We start from the raw sequence: 17,508 nt of genomic DNA, 5'->3' as shown, positions 1-17,508 counted from the left end.
GGTGATGGTCATTCCGACGGAATACGACAGCCACCGGCCCCGGCGGGAGAGCCAGTCGAGGAAGGCATGGGTCCCGCCGGCGGAGTCGGTGCGGATCAGCGTCTTTAGGCCCCGCCGCAGGTGCTTGGGGAGTTGGGCCAGGGCGAGTTGGGTGGTTTCGATGTGATCGCTCGCGGTGTTGGAGCCGGCGTTGCCGGGCCGCAGCAGCGCGGCCACCGGCTCTCCGGAACCGGCCTGGCCGTGGTCGACGAACGCGACGAGCGGATGATGGCCGAAGGTCTTCTTCCAGGTCGCGGCGGCATCCTGCTTCTCGGAGTGCGCAAGGACGAGCATGCCGTCGATGTCCACGATCACCGAGCCGTCGGCGGCCGGACTTCTCGCCCCGGCCAGTTCCCAGACCTGCGAGCGTACTTCGGCCCGCGCCGACCGGATCGCGGTGAGTGCCTTCGGTCCGGCTGCGGCGAGGGCGTCGATGAGCCGTGAGACCGTGGGGTCGGATGCCACCGGGCCGAACACGTCGGGCTCGGCCCGCAGCATGGCGACATCGGCGAGGCAGTCCCCGCCCAGGGCGACTCCGAGCGCCGAGTACGAGTACGGCATTGCGTTGCGGGCGAAGCAGTGGGACGAGAACGGTGTCATCGAGGACGACTACACGCTGACGGAATCCGACCCGGACCATCGGGCGCTGCTGGACTTCCGGGCGCTCTACGGCGGCGCGTCGTGACCCGTGGCGGGGCTGCCACTGGAATTGTTCATTCGCGGCCGGTGTGCGCCTCGATGGCGTCGTTGATTTCGGGCCAGAGTTCGCGAGGGCTGATGGAATGTCTCCCGAGTCCACAGTGATGGCCGACGGTTGGTCAGGAATTCCCGGCGCACCTTTCGGCGTCGGACAGAAATTCACGAAATCCGCGAACGGCGGAAAGGAAATCTCCTTCGGCCGAAACGGGCCGTCGGGCGCCCCCGGCCCTACCTCTTGTGCGCCCCCGCCCGCACCGACCGCACCACGCCCGCCGCGGCGATCAGGAACCCCACACCCATCAGCATGCACAGCGACCACGCGATGGACGGCAGCGGACGGGTGCCGAGGAACAGCGGGGCCACCGTGACCAGCGTGCACAGTGCTCCGAGGAAAAAGACGATCGCGCCGATCCGGACCAGCCGGTCACCTGCGCCAGAAGGTGTAGTACTCACCCCGCCAGGGTAGTTCCCGGCGCCGGCGGCCCGTCCCACGGCCGACGGTGCGCCACACAGGCACCGTTTCTGGACAGCAGTCCGGATGACCAGGCTTGACGAGGGGTACTTCACCTGGGGAGGCTTCTGCCAGCAGGGGAGCACCACCACTGGATAGCCTGACCTGCTGAGGCTTGTTCCGGCATACGGGTTGAGATGGGGTGCGTGCTTTGCCGACTGGCAAGGTCAAATGGTTCAACAGCGAGAAGGGCTTCGGCTTCCTCTCCCGCGACGACGGTGGCGACGTCTTCGTGCATTCCTCGGTGCTTCCCGACGGCGTCGACGCACTCAAGCCCGGCCAGCGCGTCGAATTCGGCGTCGTCGCAGGTCAGCGCGGAGACCAGGCGCTCTCGGTGGCGATCTTGGACCCGACGCCGTCCGTCGCGGCTGCACAGCGCCGCAAGCCGGACGAGCTCGCGTCCATCGTGCAGGACCTGACCACCCTGCTGGAGAACATCACGCCGATGCTGGAGCGCGGCCGCTACCCCGACAAGGCGGCCGGCAAGAAGATCGGCGGCCTGCTGCGCGCGGTCGCCGATCAGCTCGACGTCTGAACTCTGCCTTCCGGAGCCTTCCGGCCGATCTCCCGGCCGATCTCCCAGCCGATCTCAGACGAACGACAGCGCGTCCGGGCCGAGGGGCGGAACCAGCCCCTCGGCCGCCGCGCGGGTCAGCAGCCCGCGGATCGCCGCGTAACCGTCCTCGCCGAGGTCGGCGGTGAACTCGTTGACGTACAGCCCGATGTGCTGGTCCGCCACGGCCGGGTCCATCTCCTGCGCGTGCTCCAGCACGTAGGGCCGTGACACCTCCGGATCGTCCCAGGCCATCCGCACCGAGGTGCGCACCGATTCGGCGAGCAGCCGCAGCGTGTCCGCGCCCAGTGACCGCTTGGCGATGATCGCGCCGAGCGGGATCGGCAGCCCGGTCGTCTCCTCCCAGTGCCGGCCCATGTCGGCGAGGTTGTGGAGCCCGTAGTTCTGGTACGTGAAACGGGCCTCGTGGATGACGAGACCGGCGTCCACCTTCCCGTCGCGCACGGCGGGCATGATCTCGTCGAACGGCATGACGACGATCTCGCCGACCCCGCCCGGCACCACGTCGGCCGCCCAGAGGCGGAAGAGCAGATACGCCGTCGAGCGCTCACTCGGTACGGCGACGGTCTTTCCCGTCAGATCCGTGCCCGGCTCCTTCGTGAGGACGAGCGGCCCGCAGCCCCGCCCCAGCGCCCCGCCGCACGGCAGCAGCGCGTACTCCTCCAGGACCCAGGGCAGCACCGCGTACGAGACCTTGAGCACGTCGAGCTCGCCGCGTTCGGCCATGCCGTTGGTGAGGTCGATGTCGGCGAAGGTGACATCGAGGGCGGTCGCGCCGGGGACCCTTCCGTGCGCCCAGGCGTCGAAGACGAAGGTGTCGTTCGGGCACGGCGAGAAAGCGATTCTCAGCCGGTTCGACGAGTTCGCCGGGTCCGCCGGGTCCGCCGGGCTCGCCGGGCTCGCCGGGTCCGACGGGTCCGACGGGTCCGACGGGTCCGACGGGTTCGCCGGGTCCGACGGGTCAGGAGTCGTGTCGGTCATGGTGGGTCCAGCCTTCCAGTACGGGTACGAGCTTCCCGAACGCCCCGGTGAGCGCGGCCAGCGCGTCGCCGATGCGCCAGGCGTCCCGGTCGCGCGGGCCGACGGTGTTCGAGACCGCCCGGATCTCCAGCACCGGTACGCCCGCCCGCCCGGCGGCCTCGGCCACCCCGAAGCCCTCCATGGCCTCGGCGGCGGCCCGGGGGTGCGCGGCGAGCAGGGCGGCGGCGCGGGCGGCGCTGCCGGTCACGGTGGAGACGGTGAGGATCTCGCCGGTGAGCGCGCCGGTGGCGGCAGCCACGTCCCGTACCCGCGCGGGCGGCGGCGTGAACCGGTCGCGCCCGAAGCCCAGACCGGTGACCGGGACGAAGCCCTCGGGGGTCTCGGCGCCCAGGTCGGCGGCGACGATGCCGCTCGCGACGACGACCGAGCCGACCGGGGCGACGGGCGCGAATCCACCGCCGATCCCGGCCGAGACGACGAGGTCGTACGGCTGCGGGGCGAGGCCGAAAGCCGTCGCGGCCGCCGCGGCGGCCGGGCCGGCGCCGCCCGCCAGGACATCGACGAGGACGGAGCCGCCGGGGACGGTCACGCGATGGGCCCGAGCGCCGTGCACCTCGGACACGCCCCTGTGCTGGGTCCCCGGCATCTCGGACACGTCCTCGTGCAGGGTCCCCGGCACCTCGGACACGTCCCCGTACCGAGCGCCCGGCACCTCGGACACCTCCCCGAACGCACGCGTGACCGCGTCCCGCTCTGCGGGGACAGCGGTCACGACGAGCACGCGCACGGGGGAATCCTCCGAGGTCAGGAGGGGGGTCAGGAAGTCTTCTTCAGCTCGAAGTGCCACACGCCCGTGAGCTGCTTGCCCTTGGTCTCCACGATGCTGATCTGCGTCGTGTTCGTGGTCTCACCGGTCTGGCTGGAGAAGAAGGCGCTGCCCGGGATGGACCGGTAGGTCTTCTTGTACGGCTCCTGCTCGGCCTGCTGGCCGTTGATGAACAGGGTCCAGCCGTTGTTCGCGATCTCCGGGTCGACGCCGAAACGGACCTTGTCGTCCATGGCGACCTCGACGGTCTTCTCCGCCTTCTTGTTGAGGCAGCTCTGGAAGTCGGACGTCTTGATGGCCTTGCCGTCGTTGTAGCAGGACGCCTCGGTGCTCACCGAGTTGCCGCCGACCGTTACGGTCGCGAGCGGCGTCGGCTTGTCGCAGGCGGAGAGGACAAGGAGTCCCGCGGACACGGCACCAAGAGCGACGCCGATTCGACGGCCCTTACCGGAGAAGAACGCAACGGTCATGAGCCGAAGGCTATCGGTCGCTCCGGCTCACGCCACGCGGGGGTGCGGCGAGCCGCGTCGCGCGGCGGCCAGCAGCCCCCGTACGGAGGTGGCCGCGCCCAGCGCGAGAACGGCTGCCGCCACCGACATGCCCAGTACGCCGTTGAGGGGGAGGGCGATGCCGATGCCGCCGCCGGCCACCCACGCCATCTGCAGCACGGTCTCGGACCGGGCGAACGCGGAGGTCCGCACCTCCTCGGGCACATCGCGCTGGATCATCGCGTCCAGCGAGAGCTTCGACAGGGCCTGGGTGAAGCCCGCCGTCGCGCTGAGCGCGGCGACCATGACGGTACTGAAGAAGAGCGCGGCGAGCACGGCGACGCCCAGAGCCAGGGCCAGCACGGAGGCGACGATCATCTCGGGGCCGCGGTCCCTCAGCCAGGCGCCGACCGCCGTACCGAGCGCGTTGCCGGCACCGGCCGCCACGCCGGCGATGCCGAGCGAGACGGCGGCGCTCTGCCCGGCGAGCGGCTGATCTCGCAGCAGGAACGCCAGGAAGAAGATCAGGAAGCCGGAGAGGGCACGGTGCGTGGTGTTGGCCTGGAGCCCGTTCAGTACGGACGGTCCCACGGACCGCAGCCCGGGCCGTTTCTCGCCGTTCTTCTCCCGGCCCCTCGTCTTCCCGTTCCGCCGTACCGCGGGCCGGGGGGACGTCACCCCGTACGGGGGCACCAGCTGGGCCTTCCGCTCACCCTTCGAGGAGTCGACCTTGTGCGGCAGCGTGAAGGCGAGGACGGCCCCTCCGACGAAGATCACGCACGCCCCGTACAGCGGCCAGGGGACCCCGAAGGTCTGGAGCCCCACCCCGATCGGGGCGGCGACACCGGTCGCCAGGAGCCCGGCCAGGGTGACCCGGGAGTTCGCCTTCACCAGGGAGAAGCGGGGTGGCAGCAGGCGCGGTACGACGGCGCTGCGGACGACTCCGTACGCCTTCGAGCAGACCAGGACGCCCAGCGCGGCCGGATACAGCTCCAGGCCGCCGGTGGCGACCGCGCCCGACATGGTGAGCGCGAGCACCGCACGGGCCAGCATCGCGCCGGCCATCGCGGCGCGGCGGCCGTGCGGCAGACGGTCCAGGAGCGGGCCGATCACGGGCGCGAGGAGGGTGAAGGGCGCCATGGTGATGGCGAGATAGAGGGCGACGCGGCCCCGGGCCTCGTCCGTCGGTACGGAGAAGAACACCGTCGAGGCGAGCGCAACCGTGATCATCACATCGCCCGCGCCGTTCACGGCGTGCAGTTCGATCAGCTTGCCGAGCCCGGACTCCCCGGCGCCGTGGGCATGCGTCGCCTTCCGAATCCCTTTCGCGGTGCCGGTGAACGGGGTGCGGAGGGCATGCCCGATCGCCCGGCCCGTCCTGCGGAGCGGGCCGGAATCCTTGTGCGACCTGGCGGAAGTCACTTCGTCATAGTGCCCCAGCCGCGACGGTGGCGAACCGGCATCGGCAGGGGACGCGGTGCACTCCGCCCCGTCGGGCCAGTACTCCGCCGGGCCCGCCCGGCTTGAACCGGACGGTGATCGCGCGGACCGCGAGACGGTCTTCGCGCAGGCCGCGAGGCGGTCTTCGTACAGGCTGCGAGACGGTCTTCGCACAGGCCGCGGACGGTCTTCGCACGGGTGCACGGCCCCGGATACGTCCTTGTTCCGGACGGGCAGGTGGGCGGGGGGCGGCGGAGAGGGTAGCGTGCGTAGCGCGCCACCGGCGGTTGTTCTCGGCCGCGCGCCTATCGGCGATCCCGCAGAATGGATGGCAGAAGGTGCGCCCGAGGCAGGCACAACGGGTGTGGACGTCGACGCGGCCCCCAGGTCCGCTCCGCCCGCAGCTATTGGCCGAAACCGATGGATGTGCTGGCGCGCTCGTGAGACTGGCGTAGGAGAGAAGCGAGACCTGTGAGTGCTGCGACGACGCGAAGCCGTACGGCCCGTACCCCTGTCCCCGACCGTCTGTGCGCCGAGGCGGTAGACCTCGCCCGCGCGGCGGCCGAGGAGGCAGCCGCTCCGGGGGTCGTCGGTGAGCATGTGGGCCTGGTCTCCGAGGGAGACCGGGTCGTCACCCATTTCTTCGAGTGCCAGGAGCCCGGCTACCGGGGCTGGCGCTGGGCGGTGACGGTCGCCCGCGCATCCCGCGCGAAGAACGTCACCCTGGACGAGACGGTGCTGCTGCCGGGCAGCGACGCGCTCCTCGCCCCCGAGTGGGTGCCGTGGAGCGAGCGGCTGCGCCCCGGGGACATGGGGCCCGGCGATCTGCTGCCCACCGAGTCGGACGACCTCCGCCTGGAGCCCGGTTACACCGGCGAGGACGAGCCGCTGCCGAACTCCGCGGTCGCCGAGATGTCGGAGGAGATGGCCGACATCGTCGACGTGGAGGACGCGGAGCTGACGACGCGCCCCGCGACGACCAGCCGGGGTTCGATCGCGGCGGTCGCGGAGGAGCTCGGCATGCGGCGGGCGCGGGTGCTGTCGCGCTACGGGCTGCATACCGCGGCCGACCGGTGGGACGAGGGGTTCGGCGCGAAGACGCCGATGGCCCAGGCGGCTCCGGCGTCGTGCGTCACCTGTGCGTTCCTGGTGCCGTTGGCGGGTTCGCTGAAGCAGGCGTTCGGGGTGTGCGCGAACGAGTTCGGTCCGGCCGACGGGCATGTGGTGTCGCTGTCGTACGGGTGCGGTGGGCATTCGGAAGCGGCGGTGATGCCGAAGCCGCCGAAGCCGGCGCCGCACGCGCTCGACACGATGCAGGTGGACGAGTATCCGCTGCGGCCGGCGCGGGACTCCGGCTCGGTGCCGACGGAGCCGGACACCCCCACGGAAGACCTCGGCCACTCCTGACGGGGCCGGCCCGCCCGGGTTGTCCCGGCACGTCCCGGGTGGGCCCGCGGGCCCACCCGGGGAGCCGGATTCTTCCTCGGCCGCCGGACGGGCCTGCGGAACGATCCGCGAGCCACCTCGGTCGTCGGACGGGCCTGCGGAACGACCCGCGAGCCCCCTCGGTCGCCGGACGGGCCCGTGGGGCCGATCGGCGACCCGTTCTTCCACAATCGCCGGAGAGGCCCTGTCCGGCATGCCCCGGACCGCCCGGTGCCCGGGGCCGCGACCGGGGCGGCGGTGCGCGGTGCGACAGATTCCGGCCTTGCCGTGGGCGACCCCGCAGACACGGCGTCCCGCCCGGCGAGAGGACCCGGTACCTTCGAGCGCACACTGGCGGCACGGGCAACGCGTAACCGGAAAGAGCGGAGTCAGAGCGTGAGCATGAATGCGACCGAGGGGGCCGATCCGTTCGGGACCGCACGGATGCGACGCGGCGTGCTCGACGCCTGGGGTGCCGGCCCCGCCCGGTTCCGCGAGGACGCCAACGCCGAGGAGGACCTCGCGCTCGGCGGCTACCGCGACCGCCTCGTCGTCGAGCTGGCCCAGAACGCCGCCGACGCCGCCGCCCGCGCCCAGGTCCCCGGCCGGCTCCGCCTCACCCTCCACCCGGCGACCGCGGACGCCCCCGCCGTACTCGCCGCCGCCAACACCGGCGCCGCCCTCGACGCCACCGGCGTGGAGTCGCTCTCCACCCTGCGCGCCTCCGCCAAGCGGGAGGGGCACGAGGTCGCCGTCGGCCGGTTCGGCGTCGGGTTCGCCGCCGTGCTCGCGGTGAGCGACGAGCCCGCCGTCGTCGGCCGGCACGGCGGCGTCCGCTGGTCCCTCGCCGAGGCCCGTGACCTCGCCGCCCGCACCGCCGTCGCCAGCCCCGGACTCGGCGACGAGCTCCGCCGCCGCGACGGCCACGTACCGCTGCTGCGGCTGCCGCTGCCCGCCGAGGGCACCGCACCCGACGGGTACGACACCGTCGTCGTCCTCCCGCTGCGCGACGGCGGCGCCGAGGACCTCGTGGTCCGGCTGCTCGACGCGGTCGACGACGCGCTCCTGCTCACCCTGCGCGGCCTCGACGAGATCGTGATCGAAACCCCGGACGCCGTACGGACGCTGCGCCGCTCGCAGCACGGCCCGTACACCCACATCGAGGACTCCGCGCACGGTACGCACCGCTGGCGCACCGTCACCCACCACGGCCCCGTCGAGCCCGCCCTGCTCGCCGACCGGCCCCGCGAGGAACGGCTGCGCCCGCACTGGTCGGTCACCTGGGCGGTCCCCGTGGACGCGGAAGGTGCCCCGGTACGCCCCCGTACCTCTCCCGTCGTCCACGCGCCGACCCCCACCGACGAGCCTCTCGGCATCCCCGCGCTGCTCATCGCGTCGCTGCCGCTCGACACCACCCGCCGCCACCCCGCGCCCGGCCCCCTCACCGACTTCCTGGTGCAGCGCGCGGCCGACGCGTACGCCGAACTGCTCGCCGACTGGCAGCCGATGGCGGTCGACACCATCGACCTGGTCCCCGGGCCGCTCGGCAAGGGCGAACTGGACGGTGCCCTGCGCGGCGCGATCCTGGCGCGGCTGCCGCGCATCGCGTTCCTCGCGCCCGCCGCCCCGCGCGACGCGGCCGCCGAGGCGGACCGGTGGGACACCTGGGACACGGCGGACGGCATCCGGGAGGCAGCCACCACCGCGCTGCGCCCCATCGAGGCCGAGGTGCTGGAGGGCGTCGGCGCCGAGACCGTGCGGGTGCTCGCCGAGGTCCTGCCGTGCCTGCTGCCCGCCGGACTGGAGCGCCGCAGCGAACTGCGCACCCTCGGAGTCGCCCGCGTCCCGCTGACCGAGGCGATCGACCGGCTCGCCGGGCTGGAGCGCGACCCCGGCTGGTGGCGGCGGCTGTACGACAGCCTCTCCGGCACCGACCCGGACCGCCTCTCCGGCCTGCCCGTCCCGCTGGCCGGGACGCCGGAGACGCCGGACTCCGGGACGCCGGCCGCCCCCCGCACCACCATCGGCCCCCGTCAGGTCCTCCTCCCGCTCCCCGACGCGCTCGCCGGCCCCGTCCTGGACCGGCTCGCCCGGCTCGGGCTGAAGGTCGCGCACCCGGAAGCGGCCCATCCGCTGCTGGAGAAGCTGGGCGCCCTGCCCGCCACCCCGCGCGCCGTGCTGACGACCCCGCAGGTGCGGGCCGCCGTCGCCGGATCGCTGGACGCGGGCGAGATCTGGGACGAGGACGCGCTGGACGCCGACGAGCTCGCCGAGACCGTCCTCACCCTCGTGCGGGACGCCGAACTGGCCCCCGGCGACGAGCCCTGGCTCGGTGCGCTCGCCCTGCCCGACGAGGACGGCGAACCGGCCCCCGCCAGTGAACTCGTGCTGCCCGGCAGCCCGTTCGCGGCCGTCATGCGGGAGGGCGAACTCGCGCTCTGCGACCAGGAGCTGACCGAACGCTGGGGTGAGCAGCCGCTCACCGCCTGCGGTGTGCTCGCCACCTTCGCCCTCGTACGGGCCGCCGACGTCGTCCTGGACCCGGACGAACTGGACCCGCGCGAGGGCGACTTCGCCGAGCCCGACGACGCGGGACTGCTCGACTCCGTGGACGTGTGGTGCGAGGACGTCCTGGACCAGCTGCCCGACACCGCCGTACCGCCGGTCGCCACCGAACTCGTCGCCGTCCGCGACCTGGACCTCGTCGACGACGACGCCTGGCCGCAGGCGCTCGCCCTGCTCGCCCGGCCGCCGCTGCGCGACGCGCTGACCCAGCCGGTGCGGGTGCTGCTGCCCGACGGCACGACCCGGTCCGTCCGCCCGTACACGGCCTGGTGGCTGCGCGACCACCCCGTGCTCGACGGCCGCCGGCCGGCCGGTCTGCGGGCGGCCTCCGGCGACCCGCGGCTGGCCGGACTGTACGACTCCGCCGACGCGACCGGGTTCGACGACGCCCAGGTGCTGCGCGCCCTCGGCGTGCGGACCTCCGTGGCCGCCCTCCTCGACGAGCCCGGCGGCGCCGCCGAACTCCTCGCCCGGCTCGCGGACGAGGACCGTGAGGTCGGCCCCGGACAACTGCACTCCCTGTACACGGCGCTGGCCGAGCTCGACCCCGAACAGATGACGCTGCCCGACGAGTTGCGGGCGGTGGTCGACGGCGAGGTCCGGGTCGTCGACGCGGCGGACGCCGTGGTCGCGGACGCCCCGGACCTGCTGCCGCTCACCGCCGGTCTCCCGCTGCTCCCGGTCGCCCCGACGCGCGCGGCCGATCTGGCCGAGCTGTTCCAGGTACGGCGGCTCGGCGAGACCGTGCAGGCGGAGGTGACGACGGAGGGCGAGGAGCACCGGGTGCCGGATTCGGTACGGGTCCTGCTCGGCGCCGGAACCCCGGACACGTACATCGAGCACGGCGAACTGCGCGCGGGCGGCGTCGAACTGGACTGGCGCCGCACGTCCGACGGGACCGTGCACGCCGCCACGCTGGAGGGCGTCGCGGCGGGCCTGGCCTGGGCGGCGGGGCAGTGGCCGCGCCGCTTCGAGGTCGCGGCGCTGCTGGAGGACCCGTCCCGCACGGTCGAACTGGCCCGGGACCGCTGGTTCGACTGAGAGGGGCCCTGGAAACCGCCGACTGAGGCGGGCCCCTGGTTCAACTGCGAGGGCCCCGCGGGCGCCCGCGGGCACCGACAGAGGATCTTCGCAAGAAATTCGGTTTGGTGTACAACCCTTCACATGTGTGGCGGGTCTGGTCTGTCGAGTCAGCAGACTCACAGTCCGAACGAGCCCCGCACGGGTTGCACCACGTACCCGCGGGGCCCTTTCTCCACTGGGGAAAACACATGCGTATTCGTGCCACTGTCGCAGCCGCTTCCGGCGCCCTGGCTCTGTCCGCTCTGGCCGTCCCGGCCGCCCACGCGGACGGCCACTCCGCCGTGAACCCGCACAAGCCGACGTCCGCCGCCGAGGTCTTCGGCACCGCCGCCCAGGGGGCCCCGAAGGCCGCCGCGGCAGCCCGCGCCGCCAGCGCGGAACCCGTCATCTCCAAGGTCGTCGTCAACGGCGGCAAGAACATCGTCCTGGGCACCACGGCCTCGAAGACGATCTCCATCTCGGTCACGGCGTCGCACCCGTCCGGCGTCGTCGACGTCTACGCCGACCTGTGGCACGGCACGGACCCGTCCTCGGAGAACACCTACGACGGGGCCATCCTGAAGAACGAGGACGAGGCCAAGTGCTCCAAGGTCAACGCGACGACCTCCACGTGCAAGCTGACGTTCACGATCAACCCGCGCTACTCCCTGTACAAGAACTCGCTGGCCGGCACCTGGCACGTCTCCGCGGGTGCCCTCGCCGGTAACTACACCGACATCGCCTACACCGACTTCTACAGCACCGCCCGGGTGCAGCGGCTGTCGAAGCTGACGGTCAACGCCGCTCCGGAGCCCGTGAAGAAGGGCAAGACGATCACGGTCACCGGCAAGCTCTCGCGGGCCAACTGGGAGACCTTCAAGTACCAGGGCTACACCGGGCAGCCGGTGAAGCTCCAGTTCCGTAAGAAGTCCAGCTCCACCTACACCACGGTCAAGACGATCAAGACGAACAGCACCGGCAACCTGAAGACCACGGTCAAGGCGTCGGTCGACGGCTACTGGCGCTACAGCTTCGCCGGTACGTCCACCACCCCGGCCGTCACGACCGCGGGCGACTTCGTCGACGTGCGGTAGTTCCTTCAGTTCCTTTCGCGAGACACGCACCGTCGCGCACCCATCCGGGCCGTGTCCGGGGACGGCTTCCGTCCTCCCGGGCACGGCCCGTTCGCATACGGCGTCCTCACGTCCTGCGACTCGTACACCACCGATCGCAGGACAGCCCTTACTAGCGGCAGCGGGGCAGCCCTTACTAGGCCGGGAAGCGGCGGCTGACCAGCCGCCAGGCGTACTCCAGGCCGGCCGCCGCCACCACCGCGATCGCCACCGCGGTCCACGGCATCACCGTTCCCACCAGCTTCAGCGCGAAGAAGTTCTGCAGCCACGGCACCACCAGCACGATCAGGAACGCCAGCCCCATCGCCGCCACCAGGCAGATCCGCCACCAGGTGTACGGGCGGGCGATGATCGCCAGGACCCACATCGAGACCAGGAACAGCGTGAGCGTCGCCGCGCTGGTCTCGGCCTCCAGTGCGCCCGTGCCGGAGTAGTGGTTCCGGGCGAGCATATATGTCGCGAAGGTGGCGACGGCCGCGATGACGCCCGAGGGGATCGCGTACCGCATGACGCGGCGCACGAAGTGCGGATGGGCCCGTTCCTTGTTCGGGGCGAGGGCCAGGAAGAACGCCGGGACGCCGATGGTCAGCGTCGACAGCAGGGTCAGATGGCGCGGCAGGAACGGGTAGTCGACCTGGAAGCAGACCACCAGGATCGCCAGCAGCACCGAGTAGACGGTCTTGGTCAGGAACAGGGTGGCGACCCGGGTGATGTTGCCGATCACCCGGCGGCCCTCGGCGACGACGGACGGCAGCGTCGCGAAGCTGTTGTTGAGCAGCACGATCTGGGCGACGGCCCGGGTCGCCTCGGAACCCGACCCCATGGCGACACCGATGTCGGCGTCCTTCAGCGCCAGTACGTCGTTGACGCCGTCGCCGGTCATCGCGACGGTGTGGCCGCGGGACTGGAGCGCGCCGACCATGTCCCGCTTCTGCTGCGGGGTGACCCGGCCGAAGACCGCGTTCTCCTCCACGGCCGTGGCCATGCCGTCCGGTTCGGTGGGCAGCCGGCGGGCGTCCAGGGTGTTCTCGGCGCCCGGCATGCCGAGCTTTCCGGCGACCGCGCCGACGGAGACCGCGTTGTCGCCGGAGATGACCTTCGCGGTCACCCGCTGGTCGGCGAAGTAGGCCAGCGTCTCCCCGGCGTCGGGCCGCAGCCGCTGTTCCAGGACGACCAGCGCGTTCGGTACGGCTCCGGCGGCGATGTCCGGCCCTTCGAGCGCGCCCTGCGCGCGGGCCAGCAGCAGCACCCGCAACCCCTGCTCGTTGAGCTGTTCGATCTCGGTGAGCGCCGGGTCCTGCTCGGGGAGCAGTACGTCGGGGGCGCCGAGCAGCCAGGCCGACTGCCGGCCGCCGCCCTCGTCGAACGCGGCGCCGCTGTACTTGCGGGCCGAGGAGAACGGCAGCGCCTGCGTGCACCGCCATACCTCGCCGTCCGGATAGGCGTCGACGATGGCCTGCAGGCTGGCGTTGGGCCGTGGGTCCGAGGCGCCGAGGGCACCCAGCACGCGCCGTACGTACGCGTCGTCCGCGCCACCGAGCGTCCGCACCTCGGTGACGTCCATGCCGCCCTCGGTGAGGGTGCCGGTCTTGTCCAGGCAGACGACGTCGACGCGGGCCAGCCCCTCGATGGCGGGGAGCTCCTGCACCAGGCACTGCTTGCGGGCGAGCCGTACGACCCCGATCGCGAAGGCGACCGAGGTGAGCAGCACCAGACCCTCCGGGATCATCGGGACGATGCCGCCGACGGTCCGGGCGATGGAGTCCTTGATGTTGTTGTTCTGGGCGACCAGCTGGCTGACGATCAGGCCGATCGCGGTCGGCACCATCATCCAGGTGACGTACTTGAGGATGGTGGAGATGCCGGTGCGCAGCTCGGACTGGACGAGGGTGAAGCGGGACGCCTCCTCGGCGAGCTGCGCGGCGTAGGCTTCGCGGCCGACCTTGGTGGCGGCGAACGAGCCGCCGCCCGCGACGACGAAGCTGCCGGACATCACGAGGTCGCCGGGATTTTTCAGCACCGGGTCGGCCTCGCCGGTGAGCAGCGACTCGTCGATCTCCAGACTGTCGGCCTCGGCGACCGCGCCGTCCACGACGACCTTGTCGCCGGGGCCCAGCTCGATGAGGTCGCCGAGGACGATCTCGGAGGTGGAGATCTCGGCCGACACCCCGTCGCGCCGCACCGTGGGTTTGGCCTCACCGATGACCGCGAGGCTGTCCAGGGTCTTCTTGGCGCGCCACTCCTGGATGATGCCGATCCCGGTGTTGGCGATGATCACGAAGCCGAAGAGGCTGTCCTGGATCGGCGCGACGAACAGCATGACCAGCCAGAGCACACCGATGATCAGGTTGAACCGGGTGAAGACGTTGGCGCGGACGATCTCGCGGAGCGAGCGGGACGAGCGGACGGGTACGTCGTTGACCTCGCCCCGGGCGATCCGCTCGGCCACCTCGGCCGCGGTCAGCCCGTTGGTGTGCACGGGCAGGGCCGGCAGCTTCACCGGGTGGACCGGGTCGAGCTCGGACCCGGCGTCGATCACGCCCGGCCCCGGGCGGTCGGCGGAGCCGGAGGCCTCGGGGGTCTGCTCGCCGAAAGGATGGGGTGCCCGCTGCGTCATGGTTCCGACGGTACGGGGGGATCGTCCGATTCACCCACTGGGAGTCTGAAGATCAGACCGGGGGAGGAGGGGGGAACGGGGGTAATGGTCCTGCAGAACGGGGGTAATGGTCCTGCAGGTGGACAGTGACCCTGATGCCCGGGGCGGCGGACGCCCGAGGCGGCCGGAACGCGTCAGGCGGGGGCGCCCGAAGGACCCTAGCCGTCCGTCCCGGTGCCGGGCGCCGGAATCCCGGCCGACTCCTTCTCGGCGGCGGCCGCCGCCGCTCGCTTGATCGCCGCGTCGCGGCCGCGGACGTACCAGATGCCGATCAGGCCGAGCCCCGCACCGGCCAGACAGGTCCACACCCACCACGCGTGCCCGTGGTCGTCGAACCAGCCGTAGAACGGGAGCTGGACCAGGAAGAGGACGAACCAGAGGATCGTGCCGCCCGTGATGGTGGCGACGACGGGCCCCTCCAGGGGCTCGGGTGCCTCGTGCTTCGCTGTCCACTTCGCCATGACCTCAGTGTATGGGGCCCCCTGCGGCCCCCTCCGGTAGCCCGTAAAGACGGCATGCACAGGGGCCGTCCGGCCAGCCGGTACATGGGTCTACGCGCGGAGATAGCGATCTTTACCTTATGTATTCATACTGAATCCGCTTACGGCTGTCTCGAATTATTCGTCTGAAAGTCCAAAGCTGACCACTTTTAGCTCCCCTACGTACTACTGAGGTCATACATGTCCCGCTCGGCCACCGCTCCGGTCGATTCCGTGCAGTCCCCGGCCCCTCAGCCGCAGAACGGCCTGGATCGCTTCTTCAAGATCTCTGAGCGGGGGTCGTCGGTCGCCCGTGAAATCCGCGGCGGATTCGCCACGTTCTTTGCGATGGCGTACATCATCGTGCTGAATCCGATCATCCTCGGTAGCGGCAAGGACATGTACGGTCACCACCTCGACGGTGGCCAGCTGGTTACCGCCACCGTGGTGACCGCCGCGTTCACCACCCTGCTCATGGGCGTCATCGGCAATGTGCCGATCGCGCTGGCCGCTGGTCTCGGCGTCAACACCGTCGTCGCGCTCCAGCTCGCCCCCAGGATGACCTGGCCGGACGCGATGGGCATGGTCGTCCTCGCGGGCATCGTGGTGATGCTGCTGGTGGCGACCGGGCTGCGGGAACGCGTGATGAACGCCGTGCCGAAGTCGCTGCGCAAGGGCATCGCGATCGGTATCGGCCTCTTCATCATGCTGATCGGCCTGGTCGACTCGGGCTTCGTCTCGCGCTACGTGGACAAGGCGGACACCACCGTCCCGCTCAAGCTCGGCGGCGTCCTCGACGGCGGGCACCTGCTCGGCTGGCCCGTCCTGATCTTCATCCTCGGTACGCTGCTCACCCTCGTGCTGATCGTCCGCAAGGTGCCGGGCGCGATCCTGATCTCCATCGTCTCGATGACGGCCGTCGCGCTGATCATCAACGCGATCGCCGATCTGCCGGGCGAGGCATGGGGGCTGACCGTCCCGCAGTGGCCGGGCAACCCGGTGGCCACCCCGGACTTCGGGCTGGTCGGTCAGGTCAGCCTGTTCGGCGGCTTCGAAAAGGTCGGCATCCTCACCGGCATCCTGTTCGTGTTCACCGTGCTGCTGTCCTGCTTCTTCGACGCGATGGGCACCATCCTCGGTGTCGGCGACGAGGCGAAGCTGACGGACAAGGACGGCAACTTCCCGGGCATCAACAAGGTGCTGTTCGTCGACGGCATCGCGGTCGCCGCGGGTGGTGCGAGCTCCTCCTCCGCCTCGACCTGCTTCGTGGAGTCCACGGCGGGTGTCGGCGAGGGCGCCCGCACCGGCCTGGCGAGCGTCGTGACGGGTCTGCTGTTCACGGTGGCGCTGTTCCTCACCCCGCTGGCGACCATGGTCCCGTCGCAGGCGGCCACTCCGGCGCTGCTGGCGGTCGGTTTCCTGATCATCTCGGGTTCGGTGCGGGACATCGACTGGAGCGACTACACGCTCTCCATCCCGGCCTTCCTGGCCATGGTGATGATGCCGTTCACGTACTCGATCACCAACGGCATCGGCATGGGCTTCATCGCCTTCTCCGTGCTCCGGGTCGCGGCCGGGCGCTGGCGCGAGGTGCCGGCGGCCATGTACGTGGTGTCGGCGGTCTTCGTCTTCTACTACGCGATGCCGGCCCTCGGCCTCACGTGACCGCCGCCGCCCGGAGGTCCCGGGTGATCTCCGCCGGCCCGGGGTCCCGGCCGCTGTCGGCCCGGGATCCCGGGCGGCCCCCGTCGGCCCGGAGTCTCAGGTGATCTCTTCCGCCCCGACCCCCGCGGCCCCCTCCGAGCCGTAGAACTTCTCCGTCTCGTCGACGGCCGCCTTGAAGCGCTCGTCGAAGTCATCGCGAATGAGCGTCCGGACGACATAGTCCTGGACGCTCATTCCGCGTTTGGCGGCATGCTGCCGGAGCCGGTCGAGCAGCTCACCGTCTATCCGCAGGCTGAGCACAGTCGATCCCATGGCAAGCAGGGTTACGGCCCAGGAAGTCGGCTTGCGTCACTTTCCGGATCCGAGTCACTCGTTCGGGTGATCGATTGGGCAGTCTGCGTCGCGCGCGTGTAACACGAATGGTCTTTAGGGTAGGTAATGAGTTACGCTAATAAACATGCCTGACCTGATCCACGACGGCGACAGTGCGGCCGCCGTGAGCTCCCTCCGCTCAGCCGTGATGCTGCTCGGCCGACGCCTGAAGCACCAGCGCGTCGACGAGTCGCTGAGCCCCACCGAGATGTCGGTGCTCGGCACGCTCGCCCGCTGCGGCTCGGCCACCCCCGGTGAGCTGGCCCGCAAGGAGCATGTGCAGCCTCCGTCGATGACTCGCATCGTCGCGCTGCTGGAAGCGAAGGGGCTGGTCAGGCTGGAACCGCACCCCGATGACCGTCGTCAGAAGATGGTCAGCCAGACCGAGCGGGCGGAAGCCATGCTCGAAGAGAGCCGCTCCAAGCGGAACGCCTGGCTGGCCACCCTCGCCGAGGGCCTGGACGAGGACGAGTGGGAGACGCTGCGCAAGGCGGCACCCGTGCTGGAGAAGCTCGCCCACCTGTAGCGGGGCCGGCCGCGCCGGGCCCCGGCCGGCGCACCGCCCGCACCGCCGCATCCCCGTCAGTCAGCGC

14 protein-coding genes and 1 pseudogene are annotated in these 17,508 nt (G+C 71.3%); 6 read left to right on the top strand and 9 right to left on the bottom strand.

Features of this window, described 5'->3' with window-relative positions; genetic code table 11:
- Together ACF08M_RS37970 and ACF08M_RS37965 are read right to left on the bottom strand one after the other, a co-directional pair.
- Positions 1-582 (bottom strand): annotated as a pseudogene (locus ACF08M_RS37970) (transposase); the annotation flags it as partial.
- A 384-nt stretch (positions 583-966) separates the two neighbouring features.
- On the bottom strand, positions 967-1,191 hold the full coding sequence (locus tag ACF08M_RS37965) for a hypothetical protein (RefSeq protein ID WP_392189865.1): 225 nt from the start codon (positions 1,189-1,191) through the stop codon (positions 967-969).
- Positions 1,192-1,400: 209 nt separating this feature from the next.
- On the opposite strand from ACF08M_RS37965, the gene ACF08M_RS37960 reads away from it, so the two are divergent.
- Positions 1,401-1,784 carry a cold-shock protein gene (locus ACF08M_RS37960; RefSeq protein ID WP_072485776.1) on the top strand — a complete coding sequence of 128 codons (384 nt, stop codon included), beginning with the start codon at positions 1,401-1,403 and terminating at the stop codon, positions 1,782-1,784.
- A 54-nt stretch (positions 1,785-1,838) separates the two neighbouring features.
- Here the strand turns inward: ACF08M_RS37960 and ACF08M_RS37955 are convergent, their stop codons facing one another.
- From ACF08M_RS37955 to ACF08M_RS37940, 4 genes are read right to left on the bottom strand one after another with little or no spacing between them, the layout of a single operon-like run.
- Entirely contained in the window at positions 1,839-2,804 is a 966-nt protein-coding gene (locus tag ACF08M_RS37955) for a 1,4-dihydroxy-6-naphthoate synthase (RefSeq protein WP_392189864.1), read from the bottom strand.
- Entirely contained in the window at positions 2,785-3,591 is an 807-nt protein-coding gene (locus ACF08M_RS37950; protein ID WP_392189863.1) for a futalosine hydrolase, read from the bottom strand. The genes ACF08M_RS37955 and ACF08M_RS37950 overlap by 20 nt, the downstream gene beginning before the upstream one ends.
- A 29-nt stretch (positions 3,592-3,620) precedes the next feature.
- Positions 3,621-4,100 (bottom strand): DUF2771 domain-containing protein, encoded by a 480-nt coding sequence (locus ACF08M_RS37945; protein ID WP_392189862.1) that lies wholly within the window; start codon positions 4,098-4,100, stop codon positions 3,621-3,623.
- Positions 4,101-4,127: 27 nt separating this feature from the next.
- Positions 4,128-5,540 carry an MFS transporter gene (locus ACF08M_RS37940; protein ID WP_392189861.1) on the bottom strand — a complete coding sequence of 471 codons (1,413 nt, stop codon included), beginning with the start codon at positions 5,538-5,540 and terminating at the stop codon, positions 4,128-4,130.
- A gap of 489 nt (positions 5,541-6,029) precedes the next feature.
- On the opposite strand from ACF08M_RS37940, the gene ACF08M_RS37935 reads away from it, so the two are divergent.
- From ACF08M_RS37935 to ACF08M_RS37925, 3 genes are all read left to right on the top strand, one after another.
- Complete coding sequence (locus ACF08M_RS37935) at positions 6,030-6,965, top strand: DUF3027 domain-containing protein (RefSeq protein ID WP_392189860.1); 936 nt, start codon at positions 6,030-6,032, stop codon at positions 6,963-6,965.
- A gap of 420 nt (positions 6,966-7,385) precedes the next feature.
- Positions 7,386-10,589 (top strand): sacsin N-terminal ATP-binding-like domain-containing protein, encoded by a 3,204-nt coding sequence (locus tag ACF08M_RS37930; protein ID WP_392189866.1) that lies wholly within the window; start codon positions 7,386-7,388, stop codon positions 10,587-10,589.
- 230 nt (positions 10,590-10,819) lie between these two features.
- Positions 10,820-11,704, top strand: a complete 885-nt coding sequence (locus ACF08M_RS37925) for a DUF5707 domain-containing protein (RefSeq protein ID WP_392189859.1) — start codon at positions 10,820-10,822, stop codon at positions 11,702-11,704.
- A gap of 175 nt (positions 11,705-11,879) precedes the next feature.
- On the opposite strand, the gene ACF08M_RS37920 is transcribed toward ACF08M_RS37925, so the two are convergent.
- Positions 11,880-14,360: an HAD-IC family P-type ATPase gene (locus tag ACF08M_RS37920; protein WP_392189858.1), complete on the bottom strand. Its 2,481-nt coding sequence runs from the start codon at positions 14,358-14,360 to the stop codon at positions 11,880-11,882.
- Between the two features lie 197 nt (positions 14,361-14,557).
- Positions 14,558-14,860, bottom strand: a complete 303-nt coding sequence (locus tag ACF08M_RS37915) for a DUF2530 domain-containing protein (protein WP_392189857.1) — start codon at positions 14,858-14,860, stop codon at positions 14,558-14,560.
- Between the two features lie 219 nt (positions 14,861-15,079).
- Here ACF08M_RS37915 and ACF08M_RS37910 point away from each other — a divergent pair, with 219 nt between their 5' ends.
- On the top strand, positions 15,080-16,543 hold the full coding sequence (locus ACF08M_RS37910; RefSeq protein WP_392189856.1) for an NCS2 family permease: 1,464 nt from the start codon (positions 15,080-15,082) through the stop codon (positions 16,541-16,543).
- 96 nt (positions 16,544-16,639) lie between these two features.
- On the opposite strand, the gene ACF08M_RS37905 is transcribed toward ACF08M_RS37910, so the two are convergent.
- Positions 16,640-16,855 carry a ribbon-helix-helix protein, CopG family gene (locus ACF08M_RS37905; protein ID WP_392189855.1) on the bottom strand — a complete coding sequence of 72 codons (216 nt, stop codon included), beginning with the start codon at positions 16,853-16,855 and terminating at the stop codon, positions 16,640-16,642.
- A gap of 145 nt (positions 16,856-17,000) precedes the next feature.
- Here ACF08M_RS37905 and ACF08M_RS37900 point away from each other — a divergent pair, with 145 nt between their 5' ends.
- Complete coding sequence (locus ACF08M_RS37900; RefSeq protein WP_362195299.1) at positions 17,001-17,441, top strand: MarR family transcriptional regulator; 441 nt, start codon at positions 17,001-17,003, stop codon at positions 17,439-17,441.
- Positions 17,442-17,508 lie beyond the last annotated feature (67 nt).

Origin of the sequence: Streptomyces sp. NPDC015032, assembly GCF_043080425.1 — a bacterium.
Lineage (GTDB): Bacteria > Actinomycetota > Actinomycetes > Streptomycetales > Streptomycetaceae > Streptomyces.
This window is presented reverse-complemented; position numbering and strand designations above follow the sequence as displayed.

What these genes read in the sequence shown, in the direction of transcription:
- ACF08M_RS37905 (WP_392189855.1), bottom strand. Translation starts at nt 16,855, where the DNA reads ATGGGATCGACTGTGCTCAGCCTGCGGATAGACGGTGAGCTGCTCGAC.
- ACF08M_RS37945 (WP_392189862.1), bottom strand. Translation starts at nt 4,100, where the DNA reads ATGACCGTTGCGTTCTTCTCCGGTAAGGGCCGTCGAATCGGCGTCGCT.
- ACF08M_RS37910 (WP_392189856.1), top strand. Translation starts at nt 15,080, where the DNA reads ATGTCCCGCTCGGCCACCGCTCCGGTCGATTCCGTGCAGTCCCCGGCC.
- ACF08M_RS37955 (WP_392189864.1), bottom strand. Translation starts at nt 2,804, where the DNA reads ATGACCGACACGACTCCTGACCCGTCGGACCCGGCGAACCCGTCGGAC.
- ACF08M_RS37920 (WP_392189858.1), bottom strand. Translation starts at nt 14,360, where the DNA reads ATGACGCAGCGGGCACCCCATCCTTTCGGCGAGCAGACCCCCGAGGCC.
- ACF08M_RS37900 (WP_362195299.1), top strand. Translation starts at nt 17,001, where the DNA reads ATGCCTGACCTGATCCACGACGGCGACAGTGCGGCCGCCGTGAGCTCC.
- ACF08M_RS37930 (WP_392189866.1), top strand. Translation starts at nt 7,386, where the DNA reads ATGAATGCGACCGAGGGGGCCGATCCGTTCGGGACCGCACGGATGCGA.
- ACF08M_RS37915 (WP_392189857.1), bottom strand. Translation starts at nt 14,860, where the DNA reads ATGGCGAAGTGGACAGCGAAGCACGAGGCACCCGAGCCCCTGGAGGGG.
- ACF08M_RS37925 (WP_392189859.1), top strand. Translation starts at nt 10,820, where the DNA reads ATGCGTATTCGTGCCACTGTCGCAGCCGCTTCCGGCGCCCTGGCTCTG.